This is a genomic window from Methylobacterium sp. UNCCL125, from assembly GCF_900116795.1.
GTDB classification, from domain to species: Bacteria; Pseudomonadota; Alphaproteobacteria; order Rhizobiales; family Beijerinckiaceae; genus Methylobacterium; species Methylobacterium fujisawaense.
On the sequence record NZ_FPBW01000002.1, the window covers coordinates 98,575 to 121,863 of the forward strand.

Annotated in this window: 23 protein-coding genes; 14 read left to right on the forward strand and 9 right to left on the reverse strand. The window is 71.6% G+C overall.

Features of this window, described 5'->3' with window-relative positions; genetic code table 11:
- The first annotated feature begins 140 nt into the window (after window positions 1-140).
- The gene (locus BM396_RS00390) at window positions 141-494 is read left to right on the forward strand and encodes an endonuclease domain-containing protein (RefSeq protein WP_043379652.1); all 354 of its coding nucleotides are present in this window, start codon (window positions 141-143) and stop codon (window positions 492-494) included.
- Window positions 495-501: 7 nt separating this feature from the next.
- On the opposite strand, the gene BM396_RS00395 is transcribed toward BM396_RS00390, so the two are convergent.
- Window positions 502-1,485, reverse strand: a complete 984-nt coding sequence (locus BM396_RS00395; RefSeq protein WP_043379649.1) for a GlxA family transcriptional regulator — start codon at window positions 1,483-1,485, stop codon at window positions 502-504.
- 53 nt (window positions 1,486-1,538) lie between these two features.
- Here BM396_RS00395 and BM396_RS00400 point away from each other — a divergent pair, with 53 nt between their 5' ends.
- The 3 genes from BM396_RS00400 (at window position 1,539) to BM396_RS00410 (ending at window position 3,797) form a co-directional block, all read left to right on the forward strand.
- Entirely contained in the window at window positions 1,539-2,282 is a 744-nt protein-coding gene (locus BM396_RS00400) for a DJ-1/PfpI family protein (protein ID WP_043357320.1), read from the forward strand.
- A gap of 96 nt (window positions 2,283-2,378) precedes the next feature.
- On the forward strand, window positions 2,379-2,717 hold the full coding sequence (hspQ, locus tag BM396_RS00405; protein ID WP_043357318.1) for a heat shock protein HspQ: 339 nt from the start codon (window positions 2,379-2,381) through the stop codon (window positions 2,715-2,717).
- A gap of 84 nt (window positions 2,718-2,801) precedes the next feature.
- Window positions 2,802-3,797, forward strand: coding sequence for a DUF4424 domain-containing protein (locus BM396_RS00410; protein WP_043379645.1), 996 nt, complete (start codon window positions 2,802-2,804; stop codon window positions 3,795-3,797).
- 122 nt (window positions 3,798-3,919) lie between these two features.
- Here the strand turns inward: BM396_RS00410 and BM396_RS00415 are convergent, their stop codons facing one another.
- Complete coding sequence (locus BM396_RS00415; RefSeq protein WP_043379642.1) at window positions 3,920-4,696, reverse strand: invasion associated locus B family protein; 777 nt, start codon at window positions 4,694-4,696, stop codon at window positions 3,920-3,922.
- Window positions 4,697-5,150: 454 nt separating this feature from the next.
- Here BM396_RS00415 and BM396_RS00420 point away from each other — a divergent pair, with 454 nt between their 5' ends.
- Window positions 5,151-6,458 (forward strand): class I adenylate-forming enzyme family protein, encoded by a 1,308-nt coding sequence (locus tag BM396_RS00420; RefSeq protein WP_244538779.1) that lies wholly within the window; start codon window positions 5,151-5,153, stop codon window positions 6,456-6,458.
- Window positions 6,459-6,620: 162 nt separating this feature from the next.
- Window positions 6,621-6,965, forward strand: coding sequence for a hypothetical protein (locus BM396_RS00425; RefSeq protein WP_043357312.1), 345 nt, complete (start codon window positions 6,621-6,623; stop codon window positions 6,963-6,965).
- A gap of 159 nt (window positions 6,966-7,124) precedes the next feature.
- Here the strand turns inward: BM396_RS00425 and BM396_RS00430 are convergent, their stop codons facing one another.
- Complete coding sequence (locus BM396_RS00430; RefSeq protein WP_043379820.1) at window positions 7,125-8,369, reverse strand: UbiH/UbiF family hydroxylase; 1,245 nt, start codon at window positions 8,367-8,369, stop codon at window positions 7,125-7,127.
- Between the two features lie 506 nt (window positions 8,370-8,875).
- Window positions 8,876-9,760: an alpha/beta fold hydrolase gene (locus BM396_RS00435; RefSeq protein ID WP_043379639.1), complete on the reverse strand. Its 885-nt coding sequence runs from the start codon at window positions 9,758-9,760 to the stop codon at window positions 8,876-8,878.
- A gap of 97 nt (window positions 9,761-9,857) precedes the next feature.
- Here BM396_RS00435 and recG point away from each other — a divergent pair, with 97 nt between their 5' ends.
- Window positions 9,858-12,089: an ATP-dependent DNA helicase RecG gene (gene recG, locus BM396_RS00440; RefSeq protein WP_170867451.1), complete on the forward strand. Its 2,232-nt coding sequence runs from the start codon at window positions 9,858-9,860 to the stop codon at window positions 12,087-12,089.
- Window positions 12,090-12,374: 285 nt separating this feature from the next.
- Complete coding sequence (locus BM396_RS00445; RefSeq protein WP_043357302.1) at window positions 12,375-12,698, forward strand: hypothetical protein; 324 nt, start codon at window positions 12,375-12,377, stop codon at window positions 12,696-12,698.
- 257 nt (window positions 12,699-12,955) lie between these two features.
- On the opposite strand, the gene BM396_RS00450 is transcribed toward BM396_RS00445, so the two are convergent.
- Both BM396_RS00450 and BM396_RS00455 read right to left on the reverse strand, forming a co-directional pair.
- Window positions 12,956-13,741, reverse strand: coding sequence for a DUF502 domain-containing protein (locus BM396_RS00450; protein WP_085987715.1), 786 nt, complete (start codon window positions 13,739-13,741; stop codon window positions 12,956-12,958).
- A 137-nt stretch (window positions 13,742-13,878) separates the two neighbouring features.
- Window positions 13,879-14,814, reverse strand: a complete 936-nt coding sequence (locus BM396_RS00455) for a sugar kinase (protein WP_043379637.1) — start codon at window positions 14,812-14,814, stop codon at window positions 13,879-13,881.
- 743 nt (window positions 14,815-15,557) lie between these two features.
- Between BM396_RS00455 and BM396_RS00460 the strand changes: the two genes are divergently transcribed.
- On the forward strand, window positions 15,558-16,511 hold the full coding sequence (locus BM396_RS00460) for a PAS domain-containing protein (protein WP_236961451.1): 954 nt from the start codon (window positions 15,558-15,560) through the stop codon (window positions 16,509-16,511).
- Between the two features lie 137 nt (window positions 16,512-16,648).
- On the opposite strand, the gene BM396_RS00465 is transcribed toward BM396_RS00460, so the two are convergent.
- The gene (locus tag BM396_RS00465) at window positions 16,649-17,077 is read right to left on the reverse strand and encodes a Ros/MucR family transcriptional regulator (RefSeq protein ID WP_043357295.1); all 429 of its coding nucleotides are present in this window, start codon (window positions 17,075-17,077) and stop codon (window positions 16,649-16,651) included.
- A gap of 598 nt (window positions 17,078-17,675) precedes the next feature.
- On the opposite strand from BM396_RS00465, the gene BM396_RS00470 reads away from it, so the two are divergent.
- Complete coding sequence (locus BM396_RS00470; RefSeq protein ID WP_043357293.1) at window positions 17,676-19,088, forward strand: DUF4105 domain-containing protein; 1,413 nt, start codon at window positions 17,676-17,678, stop codon at window positions 19,086-19,088.
- Window positions 19,089-19,170: 82 nt separating this feature from the next.
- Here the strand turns inward: BM396_RS00470 and BM396_RS00475 are convergent, their stop codons facing one another.
- Window positions 19,171-20,403: a serine hydrolase domain-containing protein gene (locus BM396_RS00475; protein ID WP_043379632.1), complete on the reverse strand. Its 1,233-nt coding sequence runs from the start codon at window positions 20,401-20,403 to the stop codon at window positions 19,171-19,173.
- A 364-nt stretch (window positions 20,404-20,767) separates the two neighbouring features.
- Between BM396_RS00475 and BM396_RS00480 the strand changes: the two genes are divergently transcribed.
- Both BM396_RS00480 and BM396_RS00485 read left to right on the forward strand, forming a co-directional pair.
- The gene (locus BM396_RS00480; RefSeq protein ID WP_043357283.1) at window positions 20,768-21,094 is read left to right on the forward strand and encodes a DMT family transporter; all 327 of its coding nucleotides are present in this window, start codon (window positions 20,768-20,770) and stop codon (window positions 21,092-21,094) included.
- Window positions 21,095-21,237: 143 nt separating this feature from the next.
- The gene (locus BM396_RS00485) at window positions 21,238-21,864 is read left to right on the forward strand and encodes a cell wall hydrolase (protein WP_051045108.1); all 627 of its coding nucleotides are present in this window, start codon (window positions 21,238-21,240) and stop codon (window positions 21,862-21,864) included.
- A 60-nt stretch (window positions 21,865-21,924) separates the two neighbouring features.
- On the opposite strand, the gene BM396_RS00490 is transcribed toward BM396_RS00485, so the two are convergent.
- Window positions 21,925-22,188 (reverse strand): hypothetical protein, encoded by a 264-nt coding sequence (locus BM396_RS00490; RefSeq protein WP_043379630.1) that lies wholly within the window; start codon window positions 22,186-22,188, stop codon window positions 21,925-21,927.
- Window positions 22,189-22,275: 87 nt separating this feature from the next.
- Here BM396_RS00490 and BM396_RS00495 point away from each other — a divergent pair, with 87 nt between their 5' ends.
- Complete coding sequence (locus tag BM396_RS00495) at window positions 22,276-22,467, forward strand: hypothetical protein (RefSeq protein ID WP_043357287.1); 192 nt, start codon at window positions 22,276-22,278, stop codon at window positions 22,465-22,467.
- Between the two features lie 199 nt (window positions 22,468-22,666).
- Window positions 22,667-23,074: a hypothetical protein gene (locus BM396_RS00500; RefSeq protein ID WP_043357279.1), complete on the forward strand. Its 408-nt coding sequence runs from the start codon at window positions 22,667-22,669 to the stop codon at window positions 23,072-23,074.
- Window positions 23,075-23,289: the final 215 nt, after the last annotated feature.

The following is a 23,289-nucleotide window of genomic DNA, read 5'->3' on the forward strand; positions in this document are numbered from 1 at the left end:
CTGTCCCTCTCCCGAACGGGAGAGGGGACCCGCGCTCTGTTCTGAGCCGGTGGCAAGGAACTCAAGCTGGAGGTGGCCCCGCACAAGCGATGTGCCAGTAACCTCGCCTGGACTCGCAATCACCCTTTCGGGCCAGTCCAGTGATCAAGTCGACCCCGCGAGCCCGAAGCCTGCGCCGCACTCAGACATCCGCCGAGGCTAAGCTCTGGCGCGTTCTGCGAAACCGCGCCATGAACGGCTGGAAATTCCGCCGCCAGCACCCGATCGACCCATACATCGTCGATTTTGCCTGCATAGAGGCTAAACTCATCGTCGAGGTGGACGGGGCAACGCATTCCACCGATGCCGAGCTCGTCCGAGACGCCATGCGGACCGAAATCCTCGAATCTTTCGGCTTCGCCCTGCTCCGCATCCCGAACGCGGACATCCACGACCATCGCGACGGCGTGCGCGAGACGATCCTGGCGGCCCTCGAGCGCCGCGACACGGTCTAGTCCCCCCTCATCCGCCGAACCGCGCCCGATACGCCTGCGGCGTCGCCGCGACGTGCCGCAGGAAGCTGCGCCGCAGCGTCTCCTCGGAGCCGAAGCCGCAGGTCCGGGCGATTCGCTTCACCGGCTGCGCCGTCTCGGCGAGCGCCCGCCGGGCCGCCTCCACCCGCAGGCGCTCCACGGCCTTGGCGGGGGTGAGGCCGGTCGCCTCCAGATAGTGCCGGCTCAGGCTGCGCGCGCTCATCCCGGCCGCCGCGGCCAGCGCCGGCAGCGACAGGTCGCCGGACAGGTTGTCCGCCATGAAGGCGTGGAGCCGCCCGAACCGCTCCTCGCCCGCCTGCAGGGCCAGCGCCGCGCTGAACTGCGCCTGCCCGCCGGGGCGCTTGAGGAACATCACGAGGTGGCGCGCCACCGCCAGGGCGGTCGCGCGGCCGAGATCCTCCTCGACCAGCGCCAGGGCCAGGTCGATGCCCGCCGTGACCCCCGCCGAGGACCAGACCGGGCCGTCGCGCACGAAGATCGGGTCGGGCTCGATCCGGGCGCGCCGGTAGCGCGCGGCGAGCGCGCCGCAATGCTTCCAATGGGTCACGGCCCGCCGCCCGTCGAGGAGCCCCGCCGCTCCGAGCAGGAACGCGCCGGTGCAGACCGAGGCGACCCGGCGGGCCCGGCCCGCCCGGGCCCGCACCCAGGCCACCAGGGCGGCGTCGTCGCAGGCCGCGACGACGCCGGGGCCGCCCGCGATCACCAGCGTGTCCACCGGCGCCGCGAGATCCGGCAGCGGGTCGGCCACCAGCCGCAGGCCCGCCGAGGCGGTGAGCCCCGGGTCGCCGGCCGCGATCACCCGCGGCGCGTATGGGGTCCCGGCGCCGCCGTGCTCGTTGGCGGTGGCGAAGACCTGGAGCGGCCCGGCCACGTCGAGGAGCTGCACCGACGGGAAGGCCAGCACCTCGACCGGTCGCGGTTGATCTGGCGAGAAACGAGGGCTCTTTGGCATTTCGGCCAGATCCTGACGCGGTAGGGTGTCCCTGTCCACCACGGAGGCCCGGCATGATCCCGCCCGACACCCATCTGCAGATCGGCTCGCTCCTGTTCGAGGGGCTGGACCAGATCGACCTCACCGGCCCGTTCGAGGTCCTGTCCCGGGTGCCCAACAGCACCTACCGGGTCTACGCGCCGAGCCTGGACCCCGTCCGCGACGTCCGCGGCCTCCGGATCCTGCCGGATGCCACCCTGGCGGAGGCCCCGCGGCTCGACGTGCTGCACGTTCCGGGCGGCCAGGGCCAGGAGGCCCTGATGCGGGACGCGGCCGTGCTCGGCTGGATCCGCGACCAGGCGGCCGGGGCCGGCCACGTCCTCTCGGTCTGCACCGGCGCGCTCCTCCTCGGTGCGGCCGGTCTGCTGGTGGGGCGGCGGGCCACGACCTACTGGAACGCCGTCCACCTGCTCCCGTTCTTCGGGGCCGAGCCGGTGGATGAGCGCGTCGTGATCGACCGCGACGCGGACGGCCGCACCTGGGTGTTCGCGGCCGGGGTCACCGCGGGCATCGACGGGGCGCTGCGGCTCGCCGCCGCGCTGCGCGGCGACGAGGCCGCGCAGGCGATCCAGCTCGGCATGCAATACGCCCCCGAGCCGCCCTTCGACAGCGGCACGCCCCGGACGGCCCCGCCGGCCATCGTGGCGCGGGCGCGGGCCGCCGCCGCCGACCTCACCGCTCGGCGCGAGGCCACCGCCCGGGCGATCGCGGCCGAACGCGGCATCCGGCCTCCCGAACCGGCGTCCGTCACCCGATGACGCGCAGGCCGGTGCGCGCCGTTACCGGTCGGCGGCACCGACCCGGTGACAGGCCCCGTCAACGGACCTATCTGTCCGTTCTGGACGGACTGAACCATGACGGACGTAACACTGAGAACCGCGAAATTCGCGATCGGCGCCGTGGTGCGCCACCGGATCTACCCGTTCCGCGGCGTCGTGTTCGACGTCGACCCGGTGTTCGACAACACCGAGGAATGGTGGCTGGCGATCCCCGAGGAGGTCCGGCCGCGCAAGGACCAGCCGTTCTACCACCTGCTCGCCGAGAACGCCGAGACCGAGTACGTGGCCTACGTGTCGGAACAGAACCTCCTGCCCGACACGTCGGGCGAAGCCCTGCGCCATGCCGGCATCGCCGAGATGTTCGAGCGCGACGCCGCCGGCGCATACCGGATGCGGGACCGCCCCACGAACTGAGCGGGCCGGGACTCGTCAAGATCCTGGCAACGCCGCCGCGATAGCCTTCCGTGACGGCCCGTGCCGTCGCACGGGCCCGACACCATGATCCGACCTGTCGCCGCCGCGCTTCTGGCCGCCGGCCTTCTCTCGATCCAGGCCCGCGCCAACGATAGCGCCGCCGAACTCGATGCCGGCGGGCTGGTCCTGAGGCGCGAGCCCGGAATCGCGCTGGCGAGCGAGGACCTGTCGATCGCCAGCGACCGGATCGGCGTCTCCTACCTGTTCCGCAATCAGGGGCAGGAGCCCCGCACGGTGCGGATCGCCTTCCCGCTGCCGCCCATCGACGGGCGCGAACTCAGCTTCTCGGCCCTCGCGCTGCCGCAGCCCGAAAGCCCGAACTTCGTCGGCTTCACCGTGACGGTGGACGGAAAGCCGCTCGCACCGGAGCTGGAGGAGCGGGCCTTCGTGGGCGAGCGCGAGGTGACGGACCTCCTCCGCCGCCACGACCTGCCCCTGAACCCGCTGCGCTTCGACGCGATCAAGGCGGCCGAGAAGCGGATCGGCACCGCCGCGTGGGCCGAACTGGTCAAGGCCGGCCTGTTCCCCGAATCCGAGGGGATGACCGATCGCATGACCGAGGGCCTGTGGCGCAGCGAGGCGAAGTTCCACTGGCTCCAGACCTTCCCGCCCGGGCAGGATATCCGCATCGCGCACAGCTACGCGCCGGTGAACGGCTTCCATTTCCTCGACCTCAAGGACGCCTCCCGCGAGGGCTACCGGGCGACCTACTGCCTGGACGAGGCCGGGCTCACGGCGATCCGGCGCCTGCAGGCGAAGGCGGCGGATCCCAGCGGCTACCTGCGCGCCACTGTGGTGCCCTACATTGTCACCACGGCGCGCAACTGGGCCGCGCCGATCGGGCGCTTCACCCTCACGGTCGACAAGGGCAGCCCGGAGGCGGTGGTGAGCTTCTGCCGCACGGGCATCCGGAAGACCGGGCCGACCACGTTCCGCTGGGAGGCCCGGGACTACGTTCCCGACCAGGATCTGCGCGTGCTGATCGTCCAGCCGGGTTCGGGCCCGGCGGGGACCCGGTAGATCCCGGCGCCGGGCGCCTCAAACGCGAAGGGCCGGACCTCGCGGTCCGGCCCCCGATACGGACCCGCCGCGCGGCGGATCGATGGCGCTCGCGGTCCCGGAGGACCGCGGACGAGAAGCCCTTACTTGGCGGCGGGGGCCGGCGCCGCGGCACCGGCGGCCGGAGCGGAGCCCTGCTGCTGCTCCAGCTTCTTGCGCATGTCCTCGGAGCGCTTCTCCAGCTCGGCCTGGAGCTTCTTCTGCTGCTCCTCGAGGACCTTCGGGTCGATGGCCGGGCCGTCGAAGGCCTTGCCGAAGCCGGTCAGCGGCACCGCGAAGGTGACCTCGCGCTGGGTCTGGTTCTGGACCGAGACGTTGAGGGTCGTGCCCTTCTTCATCGCGGCGATCACGCCGGCATCGACGCCGCCGGCCTCGGCGAAGCAGCCGTTCGGGAAGCAGACCGCGAAGCGACCGGCGGTCGCCGCCTGGCCGTCGACGCTGAAGCGGATGCCCGGCTGCAGCAGCAGGCCGAGCGGCAGCAGGTAGCGCACCACGCGCACCTCCTGCTTCTGGGCGGCGTTCTTCATCTCGTAGACCGCCACTGCCAGCACGGGCTGGCCCTGGTCGGACACGAAGTCGCGGGTCGTGTAGCAGATGTCGGTGCCCGAGCCCTGATCCTTGCCGCAGACCTTGGTCCAGTCGGCCTGGCTCGGCTCGGACTTCACGGCGACGATCTGCGGGCCGGTCTGGGCGGCCGGGGTGTTGGCCGCCGGGGTGCCCGGGGCGGTCGGCGCCGGCGCGGCCGGCGCGGGAGCGGCGGGCTTCTTCGGCTGCGCCAGGGCCGGCGCGGCCGCGAGACCGAGGCCCGCGAGGCCGAAAAGAGCGGCGCGCGCGAGCGTCGCGGTGCGGGTGAAGGACATCGGCTCTGACCCCTTGGAAGAGACGTGGTGTGGCTGGCAGGATGCGGAGCCGGCCTGGCGGCAGGTCCGCCGGACCGTCCGGATGCCCGCCGCGTTGGCGTGCCGCCCGGAACTCCGGATGAATCGGTCCGGCCATCGGGCGGGACGGGCGCCCGTCTGCGCGCATCCCTCACCCCGGCGACCGGGCGGCCTGCCTTTCCCCTTGAATGAGGCGAAGGCATGACACCGCGGCCGGGGAGGCTGTCGGAACCGTCCTGGCCGCGCCCGGCCCCCGATAGGCCCCCATACGCCCGGCCGCAAGCACGACGTTGCGCGGGCGCGAGGCACGAGCGCGTGATCGGGGCACGCCGTCGGCCGCCGGCGGCCGCCCTCCGGCGGCGGCCCCCTTAGCGGTCGGTTAACCCTGCCGGGCCGAGATGATAGGAGTTCTGCAGGATCGGCGGGGGCGGCGGGTGTGAGCGCGTTGGCGGTGGCGGAGTGGGCGGCCGACGCCGCACTGGACGCGTCCGCGCGATCCGAGGACGCGCCCGAAGGCCTGTCCGAAAGCTTCTTCGGCGGCCTGTCCGAGGGTCTCGCGGCCCGCCTCTTCGCGGCGGCTCTGACGGGCCCCCAGCGCACGGTCCTGCGTGATTCGGGTGACCGCGTCGCTTGGTGCGGGCGCCCGGCCATCACCTGGACCTACGCGGCCGCCGCCGAGATCGTCGGGCGGCTCGCCCGCGGGATCGGCGCGTGGCGGCTTCCCGCCGGCAGCCGGATCGGCCTGTGGTTCTCGGGGGGCGCCGAATCGACCCTCGCCCATCTCGCCGTCGAGGCGGCGGGCCACCTCCCCTGCGCGATGCCGGCCGTCTGGGATTGCGCCGAGCTCTCCGCCGGGATCGAGTCCGCCGGCCTCGTGGCCGTTCTGACGGAGGGCCGCCGCGGCGCGCGTCGGCCCGCGGAGGACCTCACCCGCGCGGCCATGCGCCATTTCGGCCTGCGCTACCTCGCGGCCTTCGGTCCGAGCGTGCCGGACGGCGTGATCAGCCTCGACGCGATGGCCCTGGAGCGGGGCGTGGTCGAACCGGCGCCGAGCCGCGGCCTCGTCACCTTCGCGGGCGGCGATCCCGGCCGGCCCGTCTACCGCAGCGCCGCGGCGCTCGCGGCGGCGATCGCCGCCCATCTCGACGCGCTGCCCCTGTCCGCGGACGAGCGGATCCTGACGCTCCTGCCCGGCCACGACCTGCGCGGCCTCGTGACCGGCCTCGGCGCCGCCCTAGCGGCGGGCGCCGGCCTGGAGACCGTGCTGCCCTTCGACGAGGCCGGGTTCCGCGCCGCCCTCCTGCGGCCGGTGCCCACCCGGCTCGTGGTCCCGGCCCTGGTCGAATCGGCCATTGCCGCTCTGCCGCTGCCCTGGACCGTCCGCGTCCTCGACGTGGTCCATCGCGCGCCCGCGCGGCTGACCCGGCGGAGCGCCGGGCTCGCGGGCCCGCAGCGCCTCGATTCGCTGGTCCTGGGCGAGGCGCTGGTGCTCACGCGCCCCGGCCTGGAGGACCTCGCCGCGACCCTGGCCCATCCGGAGGACGCGCTCCTGCCGCGCACCCTCCTGGACGTCGGCCACGGGCCCGCGGGCGACCTCGGCTGTCGTGGGCCGGCCTGCGCCGCACAGGCGCTTCCCCGAAGCGGAAACCCGGAGACGGATCCGCGCGCGTGGCGGGATTCGGGCTACCGCCTGCTCCTGTCGGGCGGGACGGCCGTGGCGGTCGCGGCGGTCGCGGCGACCTGAACGGCGGCGCCGCGCCGGTTCATCCGGCGCTCAGGCGGCGCAGATAATCTCGCATCTGCACACGGACCCACGGGATCCGAACCGCCTGTTGGCGGGTTCTGCATCGGATTGTCGTGACGGCTATCTTTCCAAGTCGTCCGGGATGGAGTACCGCTCAAGCTTATGGGTGCGCTGCAACAAGTGCTCGTGGTCGACGACGGCGTACGCGCCGTGGACCGGTCCCTCTCGGGCGAGCTGGCCAGCCTCGGCTATGCGAGCGTGACCGCCTCGATGGAGGCGGCGGACGACGTGCTGGCCGTGATCGCCCGGCCGGCCGCGGTGCTGCTCCAGGCGCCCACCCGCCGCGATCCCGCCTATGCCCGCCGCGCCGCCCGCCTCCGCGGCCATCTCCGCGACCGCGGCATCCCGGTGATCCTCATCAATGATCCGGGCGGGGCCCGGGCGGGCGGCCCGGTGGACCTCGCGACCCGCCTCGGCGCCTACGTGGCCGCCCAGCCGGATCTCTGAAGCCTGAAGGTCCCCGTACCGCCTTGACGGGCGTCCCTGAACCGTCTCGTCCGTGCGCGTGCAGGCGCAGCGATCTCAGGGCCGCGTGCGCCGTCGGGCGCCGAAATGCCCCGGGATTGCGGCGCGCGCGACGACGCCGGCTGTCGCGGCGCCCGCGGTTCAGCGGGCCGCCCGCATCAGCTCCGGGGCGCCGAGCCGGGGCAGCACGCCCTCCCGCATCACGAGCCGGCGCAGCGGTCCGAGCTGCGTCATCGCCAGCAGGCCGAGCCCGCGGAGCGCGTCCACCGGCAGCAGGCCGGTGAGCAGGCTGCGGTTGAGGAGATCCACCGCGGCGGTGCGCGCCGCCGTGTCGACCCGGCGCGCCCGCGCATAGGTGTCGAGCACCGGGCGGCTGCCGGGATCGCGGCGGTCCCGGGCGGCGACCAGCAGGGTATCGCGCAGGGTCGCTGCGTCGCGCAGGCCGAGATTGAGCCCCTGGGCGCCGATGGGTGGGAAGACGTGGGCCGCCTCCCCGATCAGAACCAGCCGATTCGCCACCGGCCGGGTCACCGCGAGGCCGCGCATGGGCACGAGGCCGCGGGGGCCGTCGACCCGCATGGCGCCGAGCATCGCCCGGGCCTGCCGCTCCACGGCTTGGCCCAGAGCGGCGTCGTCGAGGGCTGCGAGACGCCGGGCCGCGCCCTCCCCGGTTACCCAGACCAGACTGGACCGGTGACCGCCCGGCAGCGGCACCAGGGTGAAGGGACCGGACCGGGTGTGGAACTCGGTGGAGACGTCCCGGTGCGGGCGCGCATGGGCCAGGATCGTGGTGATCGCGCTCTGTGGGTAGGTCCAGTCGCGCACGCGGACGCCGCTGGCGGTCCGCAGCGGCGAGCGCGCGCCGTCGGCGGCCACCACCAGCCGGGCCTCGACCGCGGCGCCATCGGCCAGGGCGATGCGTGCCGTCGCTTCGCCGGGCACGGCGCCGGTGGCGTCCGCCTCGACCAGGGTGAGGTTGTCCTGCGCCCGGGCGCGGGCGCGCAGGCTCTCGACCAGCCGGGCGCTCTCGACGTTCCAGCCGAAGGCGTCGAGGCCGATCTCGGCGGCGCGGAAGCGTGCCGGCGGCGGCCGGAACAGGCTGCCGGTGTCGTCGACGATCTGGAGTTCGCAGAGGGGACTCGCGTGCGGCGCCACCGCCTCCCAGGCGCCGAGCGCCTCCAGGAAGCGCACGGACCCATCGAGGAGCGCGACGGTCCGCCCGTCCGCCACGGGGGCGTGGCGGCCGACCAGCGCCGTGGGGATCCCCTCCCGGGCGACCGCCAGCGCCGCGGCGAGACCCGCGGCCCCGGCCCCGACCACGGCGACCTCGAACGGCGTCGCGGCGCCTCCGACCTGGCCCGCTTCGACCTTGGCTCCTTCGGACATGTTGCCCCGCACGCGCTCCACTCGTTCCTGGGTCGGCCGGGCTCCGCGCCCCCCGTCCGGGAGATGGCCGCCGCCACGGTCTCCCGTCGGCGCGGCCCTTGCCCGTATCTGAGCATTCCGCTCTCTCTGCCAAGCCCGATCCGCGCAGGCCACAGCGCCGCACGCCCGGAGATCCGCATGCCGTCGCGATTCGATCCGACCTCCCGCTTCGCCAGCGTGGCGCCGCGCTGCGGCGCCACGCGCCGGATCCCGGAGGCGCGCCGCCACGCCTGCTGCGGCACCGGGCCGATGTCCCTGCCCCTCGTCGCAGGGGGCTACGCGGTGGCGGGATACGGCATCGCGGTGGCGCAGGTGCGCCGGGCCCGGACCGCCCTCTCCGCGATGGCCGAGGTCCGGGCCCTGGCCGCGACGGAGGCCTGGGCGGCAGCCGAGCCCGGCGGTCTCGACCGGGGCGAGACCCTGTCGGCCCACCTCGCGGTCGATCTGCTCCGGGCGGCTGATCGCCGTCAGCCCAGGAACGCCGTCAGCTCCGAGACGACCGCGTCCGGCCGCTCCTCCTGGAGGGTGTGGCCGCAATCCAGCGCCCGGCCCGAGACGGTGGTGGCCTTCTCGCGCCAGGTCGCCAGCACGTCGTAGGTCTGGCCGACGACGCCCTTCGCGCCCCAGAGCGCCAACAGGGGCGCCGCGACGCGCGCCTCCGCATCGGCGGCGTCGTGCTCCAGGTCGATCCCGGCCGCCGCCCGGTAATCCTCGCAGATCGCGTGGCGGCAGGCGGGGTCGGCGTAGCAGCGCAGATACTCGGCGAAGAGGTCCGGCGGGGTGGAGCCGGGCGTCTTGGACTGGCCCTCGACGTGGTGGCGGAGGAAGTATTCCGGATCGGCCCCGATCAGCGTCTCCGGCAGGGGATGGGGCTGGATGAAGAAGAACCACCAGAAGTACCGGGTGGCGAAATCCTTGTCGGTGCGCGCGTACATGGTCGCGGTCGGCGCGATGTCGAACAGGGCGATCCGCTCGACCGCGGCGGGATGGTCCAGGGCGAGGCGGTGTCCGACGCGCCCGCCCCGGTCGTGCCCGACCACGGCGAAGCGGTCGTGGCCGAGCGCCCGCATCACCGCGACCGCGTCGGCCGCCATGGCGCGCTTGGCGTAATTGGTATGCCGGTCCCCGCCCGGGGGCTTCGACGAATCCCCGTAGCCGCGCAGGTCCATCGCCACCACGCTGTGGCGCTCCGCGAGTTGCGGGGCGACGTGGAGCCACGTGGAGAGGGTCTGCGGATGGCCGTGCAGCAGCAGCACCGGCGGGCCCGAGCCGGCCGAGCGGGCATGGATCGTCACGCCCGGTGCGGTCTCGATCCGGTGCCGGTCGAAGCCCGGCAGGAAGTCGCTGGCCATGGGATCGGTCTCTGGGCTCGGTCTTTATCGGCCGCACTGGCGCGCCGGGATGCACCGGATGATAAGGCGCCTCCGGCACCATGTCCGCCGAACCGCCATGACAGATGCACGCGCGACTCAGGACCCGGCCTTGAAGGACCCCGACGCGGCCGAGTCGTCCGAGGGCGAGGTCGCCCGTGCGCGTCCCGCCGCATCGGCCGACGCACCCGCCCTGCGCCCGAGCATTCTCGACGCCCTGTTCGCGCCGGCCCGCGCCCTGCCGGGCATCGGCCCGAAGATGGCGCCCCTCATCGAGAAGCTGCTCGGCACCCCCGAGCGCGAGGCCCGGGTCGTGGACCTGCTGTTCCACCTGCCCCAGGGCGGCGTGGCGCGGAAGCTCATGGGCTCGATCAGCGACGCGCCCGTCGGCGAGCCGGTGACGATCGGCGTCACCGTGGTGGCGCATCGGCCGGCCCAGATCGGTTCGGGCCGGCGCCCGCACCGGGTTCTGGTGGAGGATGCCACCGGCGACATCTCCCTGGTCTTCTTCGGCATGCCCCGCGCCCGGGTGGAGAAGATGCTGCCGCTCGGGGCGCACCGCTACATCACCGGCCGGATCGACCTCTGGGACGGCACCCGCCAGATGGTCCACCCGTCCCGGATCGTGGACGAGGCGGGACTGGCCGAGCTGCCCGCCGTCGAGCCGGTCTACGGCGCCACGGAGGGGCTGACCTCGCGGGCGATCAACAAGCTCGCGGTGGCGGCCCTCGACCGGCTGCCGGTCCTGCCGGAATGGCAGGACCCGGCCTGGCTGGAGAAGAACCGCCTGCCCGCCTTCGCGGATGCGCTCCGCCTCGAGCACCGCCCCGAGGAGGCGCCCCCGAAGGCCGAGGATCCGCTCCAGCCGCCGCCCGCGACGCCGTCCCGGAAGCGGCTGGCCTACGACGAGCTGCTCGCCTCGCAACTGGCCTTGGCCCTCCTGCGCGCCCGCCAGCGACGCAAGGCCGGCCGGGTCAATGCCGGCGACGGCGCCCTGAGCGCCCGCATCGAGGCCGCCCTCCCCTTCGCGCTGACCGGCGCCCAGGCGCGCGCGGTGGCGGAGATCCGCGCCGATCTCGCCGCGCCCCGCCGGATGCTGCGCCTGCTCCAGGGCGATGTCGGCTCCGGCAAGACCGCGGTGGCGCTGCTGGCTATGGCCTCGGCGGTGGAGGCCGGCCGTCAGGCCGCCCTGATGGCCCCCACCGAGATCCTCGCCCGGCAGCATTTCGAGCGGCTCAAGCCCCTGGCCGGCGGTCTGCGCCTGCGCCTGATGACCGGCCGCGACCGGGCCGCGGAGCGAAAGAGCACGCTCGCCGCCCTCGCCGCGGGCGAGATCGACATCCTGGTCGGCACCCATGCCCTGTTCCAGGAGGCGGTCACCTTCCGCGATCTCGGTCTCGCGGTGGTGGACGAGCAGCACCGGTTCGGCGTCCATCAGCGCCTCGCGCTGGGCGCCAAGGGCGAGGCGGTGGACTTCCTGGTCATGACCGCGACGCCGATCCCCCGCACCCTGGCGCTGACCTTCTTCGGCGACATGGACGTCTCGATCCTCGACGAGAAGCCCGCCGGCCGCCAGCCGATCCGCACGATCACCCTGCCCACCGAGCGGATCGACGAGGTGGTGGCCGGCCTCGCCCGGGCCATCGCGGGCGGCGAGCGGGTCTACTGGATCTGCCCGCTGGTGGAGGAATCGGAATTCGTCGACCTTGCCGCCGCGGCCGAGCGCTTCGACGACCTGCGGCAGCATTTCGGCGATGCGGTCGGGCTGATCCACGGCAAGATGCCCGGCCCCGAGAAGGATGCCGCCATGGCCCGGTTCGCCGCCGGAGAGACCAAGCTCCTCGTCTCGACCACCGTGGTGGAGGTGGGCGTCGACGTGCCCGAGGCGACCATCATGGTGATCGAGCACGCGGAGCGGTTCGGGCTGGCGCAGCTGCACCAGCTCCGCGGCCGGGTCGGGCGCGGCTCGAAGGCCTCGTCCTGCCTGCTGCTCTACCGGGGCCCGCTCGGGCAGGTGTCGCGGGCGCGGCTCGAGATGATGCGCGCGACCGAGGACGGGTTCCGCATCGCCGAGGCCGACCTGAAGCTCCGCGGCGAGGGGGAAGTGCTGGGCACCCGGCAATCCGGCATGGCCGCGTTCCGGCTCGCCCGCCTGGAGAGCGATGCCGCCCTGCTGGAAGCCGCCCGCGACGATGCCCGCATGATCGTCGAGCGCGACCCCGGACTGAAGAGCCCCCGCGGGCAGGCGCTGCGGGTGCTGCTCTACCTGTTCGAGCGCGAGGCTGCGATCCGCTTGATCGGCGCCGGATGAACGGTTTCGTTCAGGAACGTCCGGTGTTCCTGAACGGTGGGGGCGGGAATCGCCCTCGCTCGGCCAAGCCGGGAGGCCGATGCCGCAATGTCACAGGCTCTCGGGAAAGGCCAATCTTATCAAGAACTTGTTGGGATTAGACGGAAGCTTGGCCGCGTCTTGGCGGCGGCCCGGCAGGCTCCGGACAGGCCGCGCGATCTTGCATCAGCCATATTCTTCCCTTAACTGGAGATGAACGAATGGCCCGGTAAGCCGGGACATCACGGACGAATCTGGAGGACGGACATGTCGAACGGACTGTTCCAAAACCTGCCGGGCTCCCACGAGATGGCCGGTATCCAAGCCCTGCCGACCGAGCCCTGGCTGCTGCCGATCTCGGATCGCGCCGCCGAGGCGGCCGGCAAGACCGCGGACGAGTTGCAGGCCGCCGTGCGGCGGGCCGCCCGCCCCTTCTGGCTGGCCGCCAACGGGCTGTGCATCGCGCTGGGTCTCGCCCTCACGCTCCAATGCGCCGCCGGCTGGGGGCCGACGCCCCCCCGCAGCGCCGTGACGGTCGCGCAGGCGACCCCGCCGACCATCGCTCCGCAGACGGCTTCGCTGCAGCGCTGAGCCGCCGCGGAACGGACGGGATTTCCAAGGCATTCCAGGCCGGTCCGCACCTGTGCGGGCCGGCCTTTTTCGTCCGCCCTGCAGGCGGCATCGGCCCCGCCTTCAGGGGCTTTGCGAGGGAGACGACGCAATCCGGCGGCGCGTCACGCCGCGCGGGCGGCCGCGACCGGGTCGCCGTGTTGCGCGCGCGGTGACGGGTCGGTCTCGGAGCCGGGCGGGCGCCGCGCCCGAAGCGAGCCTGGCCCGGAAGCGCGGCCTCACGCGTCCTGCGGCTCCCGACGCGACACCGTTCCGCCGGCCTGCTGGGCCGTCCGCAGGGTCGCCGCCATGGCGTTGAGGCGCCCCTGCGGATCCTCGGGCTGGATCACCCCGGCCGACATCACCAGCTTGGCGGCGTCGTCGACGCTGATGGCGAGTTCCACCACCTCGGCGCGGGGCAGGTAGAAGAAGAAGCCCGTGGTCGGATTGGGGGCGCAGGGCAGGAAGACGCCGACGAGTTCGTCGGCGGGGGCGCCCCGGGCGCGCAGCGCGCCCTCGACCTCGTGGCCGGCGGGAGCCGACAGGAAGACCACGGACCATGTGCCCTTCACGGGGAACTCCACCAGCCCCACCGTGCGGAACGACGTGCCGTTGGCCGAGAACAGGGTCTCGAAGATCTGCCGCAGGCCCTTGTAGAGGCCGGAGATCACCGGCGTCCGCGCCAGCAGGACCTCGCCGAACTCGATCACCGAACGGCCGACGAGGTTGGCCGTGAGGAAGCCGAGCAGCGTGACCGCCAGGAACGCGATCACGAGGCCGAGGCCCGGGATCGAGAACGGCAGGTAATGGTCCGGCAGGTAGCTCGCCGGCACCAGCGGCTTCACGAACGAATCGATCAGCGCGATGAACCACCACGTGATGTAGGCGGTGATGGCGAGGGGGCCGGCGACGATGATCCCGGTGAGGAAGTAGGTGCGCAGCCGGCCGCGCGCGCTGACCCGCGTCTTCGGGGCGCCGCCGCCCGCGGCGGCGTCGGGCTCGGGAATCTGGATCGGCGGGGGAATCGGCGGGGGACTCGGCGCCACGGGTGCCCTCTCGGCCGCACCACGCGCGGCGATGAAGCTGCGGGGATCGTCCCCCGGGAGCAGAGGTAGCGGTTGCGCCTGTCCGCCTCAAGGGCGGCCCCCGGTCCCGGCGACCCTCAGGCGTCCGGAGCGGGCTGCCGGACGGCGGGTGCCGGCATCGCGTCCCGGGGAATCACGGCGCCGCGATGCCCGATCACCACCCCGGCGAGGCGATGGGCCTCGCCGGCGGCGGCCTCCGGTGCCAGCCCGGCGATGCGCGCGGCGAGATAGCCGGCCGCGAAACTGTCGCCCGCGGCCGTGGTGTCGACGACCCGCACCGCCGGCCCGGCCGGCACGGCGGTGTCGGCCGTCCCGTGCAGCACCCGGGCGACGGGCCCGGATCCGCTGGAGGCCTTGAGCACGATCTCGGCCCGACCGCGATGGCGCAGCACCTCGTCCGCCCCCGCCGCGCCGAAGAGCCAGTCCAGATCCTCCGCCGAGGCGAAGATCAGGTCGGCCAGCGCCAGGGCCGCGCGGAAGGCCGCCCGGGCCTCGTCGTGGTCGGGCCAGCCGCGGGGCCGGTAATTGGTGTCGAAGGCCACCCGACCGCCTCGGTCCCGCAGGCGCGCCAGCGTCCCGAACAGGGTGGCGCGCCCGGTCTCGCCGTAGAGCGAGAGGCTGATGCCGGACAGGTAGACGAGGTCGTAGCCGGCCAGTGCCGCCTCGGTCTCGGCGGCGCCGGGCTCGGTGAAGAGGTCCCGGGCCGCGGCGCGATCACGCCAGTAGTGGAAGCTGCGCTCGCCCGCGGCATCCGTGCGGATGATGTAGAGCCCCGGCATCCGGCCCGGCAGCCGCCGGACCCGGTCGAGGCCGATGCCCTCGCGGCCCCAGGCTGCCGCCATCGCGTCGCTCCAGGCATCGTCACCCAGCGCCGTCACGTAATCGACCCTGACGCCGAGACGCGCGAGATAGAGCGCGGTGTTCAGCGTGTCGCCGCCGAAACCCTGGACGAGGGTCCCGTCCGGGCGTTCGGACAGCTCGACCATGCACTCGCCGATGCAGGCGACCCTCATGCGGTTCCTCCCGGTGTGCGGCCCACCTCCCCGCATTGTTCGGCCCGACCTGTCAACCGTCCGCCGGCGCGGCCGCACCGGATCCCGGATCCGCGCCCCTCCGTGCGGACCTGCGACCGATTGAACACGCGACCATGGCCGCCGGCGCGAGGTGACGAGAATAAATATTTGCTCCGTAATATTTATGAAATCGTCTTGTGGCCCGGCGTATTAAAATATCTTCTTTATGAATATGGATCGCGATTTATCCAATATTCAATGAATAGCTCGGGGAAATATGGCGTTGTCAAGCCTCTTGTCCGGAATAGATCCAATGTTATCGCGGATGATCATTGTTTTGAAACATGCGTGAGCGAGACACGGTGCCAACTTTTGCGGGTGCGCTGATCGAGAGCCGGTCGCGATGCGGTTCAGGCGGCGCGCCGCGGGGGCGGATGAGGGTTCCGCAGGCGGGATGTCCGTGTTGCGGAGATTGGCAGGCGCAAGCCCGCAGGTCATGGGCTGTATCACGATGATCTGGATCGGATTGGATAGGAATGCTGTATTGTAAAATAAATCTCGCAAAACATTTTACATTATTGCTTGAAAATAGAGCTTAATTATGAATTAATTGCAATAAAAATTCCTTGTTCGGATGTGTGGAACGATGATATGGTCCGCGCGGTGCTGAGATGTTCCATACTGCTTTAAGCGCTCTGACATTTTCTTCGGGAGAGTTCCTGACTCTCACGGAAAGTCGTGGGATGAGCGGTGCGTGGAGCTGGGTCTTCGCGGGTGGGGAGCAGATCTGGTCTCCGGGATTCTACCGGTTGCTCGGTCTGGTGCCGAATGCCGCGAAGGCGCGCTATGACCTGCTGCTCAGCCTGATCCACCCGGAGGATCGGCACCTGATGCCGGCGCTGACCGATATCCGGCAGGGGCATGTCCCGCGCGAGGTCATCGTGCGGGTGATCCGGCCGAACGGCACGGTTCGCACCCTGTCGCTGACGATGGAGATCCGGTTCTCGACGGAGGGGCGCCCCGTCGCCCTCAACGGCACGGCGCTCGACGTGAGCGACCGGGAGCAGCTGGCGCGCCTGCGGCAGGAGGAGCGGCGGCGCCAGGGCGCGCTCTATCTCACGGAGCACATCACGACCTTCTCGATGGGCCTCGATCGCATCCGCGAAATCCCGTTCGCGGTCGCCCAGGTCCACGGCCTCCCCCTCGAGGAGATCTGCGCCGATCCGTATCTCCTGATCGTTCCGGAGGAGCGGAGCGCCTTCCAGGCGGCGGCCGCGGAGCGGATCGAGCGGCGGGCGTTCTTCCAGGGTACGGCCCACGAGCGTCTCGCAAACGGCGAGCTCTGGCATTTCCGGATTCTCACGATGCCGATCTGGGACCTGGACGGGACCTATCTCGGGCGTGGCGGCCTCAAGTACCCTGTCCGCAGCCATGCCCCCGTGCCGGTCGGCGCGCACGAGGGCCTGGAGCACTCCGTCACCGGGCACCATCTGCGCGCCGCCCGGGCCCTGCTCGACTGGTCGATGATGGATCTCGCCCAGGCGAGCGGCCTGTCGCATTCCACGGTGCGGCGCCTGGAGGAGGACAGCGAGCATCGGGGGAGCCGGTCCCGCCTGCACGCGGTCGATGCGTTGCGCCGGGCGGGCGTCCGCTTCGTTCCCATCGATGACGGGACCCTGGCCGTCGCCCGGGTCTGAGCCGCGCCCGCGCGCGGCGGGCCCCCACGGGGCAATCCTGCCGCGCCGGCCCGCAGCCCGGATCCGCGCCCGCCCGTCTCGGCACCCGTCTCGGCGCCCGGATGGGGCGTCGAGGGGCGGTGCGGACCGGGTTTCGCTCAGGCCGCCTTGTGGCCCAGCTGGATCGCCTTGGCGATCTCCGAGCGCTTGGCGGCGTAACCCGGGGCGACCATCGGGTAGTCGGCCGGCAGGCCGTACTTGGCCCGGTAGCGCTCGGGCGTCAGGCCGTGCGCGGTCAGGTGGCGCTTCAGGGTCTTGTAGGACCGGCCGTCGATGAAGCTGATCAGGCCATCCTGCTGGATCGAGGATTCGATCTGTGCGGCGGTCGGGCCGGTCCAGCCCGCACCGGATCCCGAGGCGCTCCCCTGCAGGACCGTTATGGCCGTATGCACCTGATCGATCAGAACCGGCAGGTCCCCCACCCCCACCGCGTTCCGGGACACGTAAGCCGCAACCAGTGAAGCCGTGCACTTGATCAGATCTGTGTTCAGATCTGAGGCCTTTTCGTTCAATTCGATCGTATTCATGTATCCCCCAGTGCGTAGAAACGAAGCTTGAGCATCAGCGCACCGACAAATCCGAACTCTTGATCGTGATTTACCGCCCGATCATGCGCCGAATTGCTTCGAGTCTGCCAAGATTGGCGCGTAACAATACAAAAACTGTGCGATTTGTCTACGGTTTATCTTAAGATGTGCTTTGAACACATTCTGTTCTTGCGAGGCAACATGAGGTTGCCATCTCGGGAGGCTTCGCAAATATTGCGCAGTGGCGGCGTTTGCTGCGGCGGCCTGCGGCCGATGACTGCGAATGGTCGCGCGATGACAGGCTGTCAGCGGCCGAATCAGTCGCGGAGACGTGGGACAATCCGGGATGCCGCCGGGCCGCGGGAGGCGCGGGCGAGGCGGCGGCACGGTCGTCGTCCCGGCCATCCGCGACCCGCGCGGGAGCCCGTGCGAGGCCGCGATTAACAAAGTCCTCAGGCAAGTTGTGGATCGTCGTCTCGATCGTGCGCCTCGCGCGCTCCTCAGACCTCGTGCGTGTCGGGAGCCTCGCTCCGGCCGTGACGGCATGGCGGGATCTGTGCGAGAGGCTCGTTGACGCGCGCTTTCGAGGGCGACCCCTATGTCCGGACCGTGTTCGACCTCCATCCCGCGTGCGCTCTCGGCGCTCGACGCGCCCGGACCGGGCGGCGCGGACGCCGCCGGCGGCCGGATGGCGCCCCTCTGGATGCTCCTCGTCGGGCGGGCCGCGGTCCGCCGCCACTGGCACCTGATCGTCGCCACGGGCCTGCTGTGGTCGTCGCTCGGCATCCTCGTGGCGATCGATTCCCTGGACGGGGCGCTCCACGTTCCGGACCGGTGGTTCGGCCTGATCCTGCTGGCGGAGGGCGTGAGTTCCCTCGCCGCCGGCCTGTCCGCGCTCGGCGCCGCCCGCCGGCTGCGCCTGTTCAAGGGCGTGCTGCTGTCGGTGATGGCGGTGCTGATCATGATGGCCACCCGGCACAGCACCTTCCTGCTCGCCATGATCTTCGGCATCGCCTTCACGGTGGACGGCGTGGTCCGGATCACGATCGCGAGCCTGCTGAAGTTTTCCGGCTGGCGGATGTCGGTGGCCCTGGGCGGCCTCAGCATCGCCTTCGGCCTGTTCCATCTCCAGCCCTGGCCGACCTGGTATGCCGGCACGGTGGGCTACTGCATCGGGATGTTCCTGATCCTGAACGGGGCCAACCTCGCGCTGGCCGGGCTGCGCACCCGGCGCCTGGGCACAGCCGAGCCGGCCGCCTCCGTCGGCAACGCCGAGCCCGGCAGCCTGACGGTCTATGTCTGGACCCCCACCGGGCAGGCGACGACCCCCGCCGGCCAGCGGCTGATCCGGCGCTACGTCGCCTCCGTCGACAAGGCGGGGCGGTTCTCCACCGGCCACGCCGCCCTGCAGCAGGGCGACGACCTCTACATCAGCCACTATCCCGCGGTGGAGATCGACCGTTCGCCTGCCAACCTGCGATCGAGCCTGCGGGCCGGCCCCGAGAACGACGTGCCCGGACGCTTTCTGCCCTCCCACGAGGCGGAGGTGGCGGATTGGTGCCCGGCGACGGTGGCGGTGACGCTCAACGGCATCGACGCCGCCCGGTTGCGGGCGTTCTGGGCGTACTACAGCGCCGACACCACCTACAATTTCATCAGTCGCAACTGCTCCACCACGGTGGCCCAGGCCTTGGACATCGCGGTCGAGGGCGCGTTCAGCCGCGGCGGTCATCCCTGGCGGCAGCTCGCCGCGGCGCTGACCACGCCGGAATTCTGGGCGGCGGCCTTCCTGCGCAACGGGGCGCGGTCGATGACCTGGACCCCGGGCCTCGTGCTCGACTACACGCGGGCTCTCAGCGCCCTCGTCGATCCGGCCTCGCCGGTCCCGTCGATCGCGTGGCGGCGGGTCGGATGGCGGCTCCTGCGCAACTGGCGGGCACGGGGTCTGACGCCGCTGAGCCCGCTCACCCAGCAATCCTCCGTGCGGGGGGGCGGACCGACCGAGGCCTGACCGGGCCTCGACCGGAGCCTTGTTGGCCGAAGCCTTCTCGGTGGAAGCCTTCTCGGTCTAAGCCTTGGCCGCGGCGCCCCGCTCAGGGTTCCTTGCGTGAAGCGGGGGGGCGACCGGCGGCGAGATCGGCCGCGATGGTCTGCATCACCGCGAGCGTGTCGATCTCGTCCTGCTCGGCGCCGTGATCGCTGAGCTTGACGATCACCGTGCCGGTCTCGCGGTTCACGTAGATGTACTGGCCGTAGACGCCGATCGCCGAGATGTCGTCGTCCTCGCCCCCCGGGGCGTGCCACCACTGGGCCGAGTACTGCCAGCCGTCGACGTCGCGCCGGGCCGGCGTCATGATCCGCTCGATCCAGCGGGCCGGGACGATGCGGTTGGCGTTCAGCCGGCCCTGGTCGGCCACCAGCAGGCCGAGGCGGGCGAAGTCGCGGGCCGTCGCGTTGATGCAGCAGAACGCCTTCTCGACGCCGCCGGGCCGGTCGAGGTTCCAGGTGGCGTCGGCCTGGGCGCCCATCGGCTTCCAGATCCGCTCCGAGAGGATGTCGGCCAGGGGCTTGCCCTCGACCCGGGCGAGGATCAGGCCGAGCAGCTCTGTGTCGATGCTGCGGTAGCGGCCCTTGCTTCCGGGCTTGAACGCCAGATGCGCGTTGTCGCGCACGAAGGCCGTGATGTCGCGCGTCAGGTACATCCCCGCGGTACCGGTCAGGGGATGCCGGGGATCGTAGTTCTCCGGCACCGCGATCCCGCTCGCCATGTCGAGGAGGTTGCGCACGGTGATCTGACCGAACACCGCGCCGTTCTTCAATTCGGGCAGGAGGGCGGAGACCCGGTCGGTCTCGGCGAGCTGACCCCGCGCCACCGCGGCGCCGACCAGCAGCGAGACGATGGACTTCGCCACCGACCACGAGGGAAACAGCGTCTCCGGTCCGGTTCCCGCGCGCTGCCATTCGTGGATCAGCACCCCGTCCTGCACCACCAGGAAGGCGTTGGTGTGGGTCGCCGCCAGCACATCCATCAGCGGGACGGTCTTCCCCTTCCAGGGGACGCGGTCGAGGATCGGGCGCGGCCGGGCCGGCAGATCGCTCGCCCGCGCGGGGGCCTGGACGATCCGGCTCGGGAACCACGTGCCCACCGACGACGGCTCGATGACCGCGAGGGCCGTCAGGGTGACGGGGTCGGGGACGTTGATCAGCGCGGCGGCGGTCCAGGCGCAACCCAGAACGGCGGCGCCGCCCGCCGCCGCGATCACGCCCCAGCGGCGGCCCCGGCGCGTGCGGGCCGGAGAGTCCGGGATCGCCAAGGACGCGGTCATGCTGGGTCTGTGTCGCTCTGGATCGTCGCTGTCGCGCGGCCGCCATCGCGGCGGTGGGCCGGCGCGCAGCCACCATGCGCAGGAGGGCTTAACGAAAGCCCCAATCGGCCCACGCCCGGCCGCAGAACCGGGCGCGGTGCGCCTGGCTCAGCGCCCGCGAAGGTCCGGGACGCTGGTTCGGAAATGTTCATGGATCTGTGGCCTTGTGTCGGGCGGCGGCCGCCGATGTCCTGCGGCCGATTCGAAGCAGACTTGGGCCGGCCCTGCGCTCCTCCGTCTGCTCGGGCGTCCGATTCCAAACAGGTTCTACACGCCTCGACCGCCCGATTCACGCAGCCCGTGCAGCCCGAAAGTTCGCCGTGCCATGAATCCGTTCCTGATCCTCGGGCTCGCCATCGGCGCTGAGGTCACCGCCACCCTGGCGCTGAAGGCCGCCGAAGGCTTCACGCGTCCGGGACCGACGGTGATCGTGGCCCTCGGATACGGGACCGCCCTGTGGCTGATGTCGACCAGCATGGACCTGCTGCCGATCGGCGTCGTCTACGCGATCTGGTCGGGGATCGGCATGATCGGCGCGGCGCTCGGCGGCGCGTGGCTGTACGGCGAGGCGATCAACCCGACGATGCTGGCGGGCATCGCGGTGATCGCCGTGGGCGTGACCATCCTGGCCGCCGGCCAGGGCCAGCACTGAGGCCCGGGTTCAGGGCCGGCCCCGAGGCGGGAACGCCCTCGCCACATCCTCGCCGCGAACGTGCCGTCAAGCTTGGCCTTCGCCCGGTCGGAGCGGAACACCGCCCGACGCGGCAGGCTGGGGGGAGCACGGAGCGCACATGCATGCAGGGTAGCGAGAGGACGAAGGTCGGTCCTGCACTGATTGTCCTGGCGGTAGCCGGGGGCCTGGGGGCCTGCAACACCGCTTCGCCGGTTCTCACGACAGGGTCGATCCCCGACCGCAAGCCGCCGATGGTCGTCAGCGATGCCGAGCGCGATTGTCTCGGCCGCGCCATGTATTTCGAATCGAACCGGAGCGACAGCGACGGGCTGGTCGCCGTCGGGACGGTGGTCATGAACCGGCTCGAGAATGCGGTCTTCCCGGGGGGCATCTGCGCGGTTGTCGGCCAGCCGGGACAGTTCGCGCCGGGCGTGCTCACCAAGCCGATGCAGGAGAAGGACCTGCTGAAGGTTGCCGATGCCGCCGATGCCGTCCTGGCCGGCGAGCGCCACCCGAAGGTCGGGAAGGCGATGTATTTCCACACCGCCGGCCACCGGTTCCCCTACACCAACATGCACTACGTGGCCGTCGCCGGGGGCAATGCCTTCTACGAGAAGCGCGACAAGCGCATGGCAAAGCAGGACAAGCCGGATCCGCAGGACAAGCCGGCCGCACCGGCGGCGCCCGCCCTCCCCGCGACGGTCCTGACCTTCGCGGCCGTACCCGCGCCCCCGTCCGCGAGCCATTGACAGCGCACGCGCGACCCGGCCGCCGCAGCCTCTGAAGGCGGCTGCGCGGCCGGGCTTCGATCAGCCGGCCGCCGCGTCCGTCGCGCCGGTCGCGCGCAGGTTCCGGGCCTCCTGACGAGCGGCCGCCAGGACCCGTTGCCGGCTCCGCGGCTCCCGCAAGGCATGCCACAGGCGGAGCAGCTCCAGGGTCGGCATCGGGTCGCAGTCCGATCCGGACGCGCCTCCGGCTTCGGAGCCGGATTCCTGGAAGAAGATCTCGACCGGACTTTCGAGTGCCTCGGCCAATCTCCTCAGCAGAACGTCGGCTTGGCCGGGCGGGATCATGGGGCCTCCTGTTTCTGCGCGGGCGATCGAACTCGATCCATACCTTTAAGTTGTATGCTCGGCATTCAACCAGGTTACCGCCCCGCCATGTCCGACGAAGACGGTTTTGACCGCATGGTGGAGACGGCCATCGCGGCCCATCAACTCCTGGCCCTACACGGCACGTCGACGATGCAGCTCCTGTCCCGGCTGCTGCTGATGGAAATCGGCACGGAGATCGCGGCGCGGCGCGATGCCGAAGCGGCCGCCAACGACAATCCAGATGTCCCGGAGGCGTAGAACCCGTTTCGCCGGCCGCGGAAGCCGGGTGGCCGTCCTCGGCGAGACCGGCTTGACCCGTAATCACGCGCGCCGTGAAATGGAACGAGCGGGCAAATCTGTTGATCGGCCTCTCCGCCCGAGCAGGCGGCATTTACACCGACGGGTAAAGGCCTAGCTTGTGGGTAGAAACTACCCACGAATCACGGATCCCTCGCCGATGATCGCGAAACGGGTAGCGCTCGCCGGTGCGCTTCTCCTGCTGAGCATCACGCCGTCCGCCTCCCAGCTGCGCCGTCCGATGACGTGTACGGAGGAGGCGTCCGTCGGTCTCGATGCCGCCACGCCGGAGGGGGCGAAGCCGCAGCCCCAGAAGGCCCGGACGTTCTCGCTGGTCACCAGCGGCGGCCTGCTGACCGTGATCTCGGCAGGACGCTCCGACTATTACGAGTGTCAGACCGCCTCGCCGCGTCTGAATGAGCGCACGCCGCGCAACGCGATCAAATGCCAGAACGGCGTCTATTTCCTGCTGATCGACCTGAACAAGCTGAACTTCGTCGAGGCGCAGCTCAATCCCGAGGAGCGCAATGCGATCAAGGTCAGCTACGGGAGCTGTCGAATCCTGTAGCGACGGAGCGGGATCGTCCGTCGGCGCGGCGACGGCCGGACTAATCCATACGGATCAGGACATAGGCGGCGGCGGCGACGGCCGCGAGAGTGAGGGCCACCAGCAGGGCCATCTTCCCGGATGGTGCTTCCGGCGGCTCTGGGGCGTCGGTCATGCGGCTCCTCCAGGCCGGTGAACGGACGATGACCGCCGTCCTGCCCGGTGATCGTCAGGTG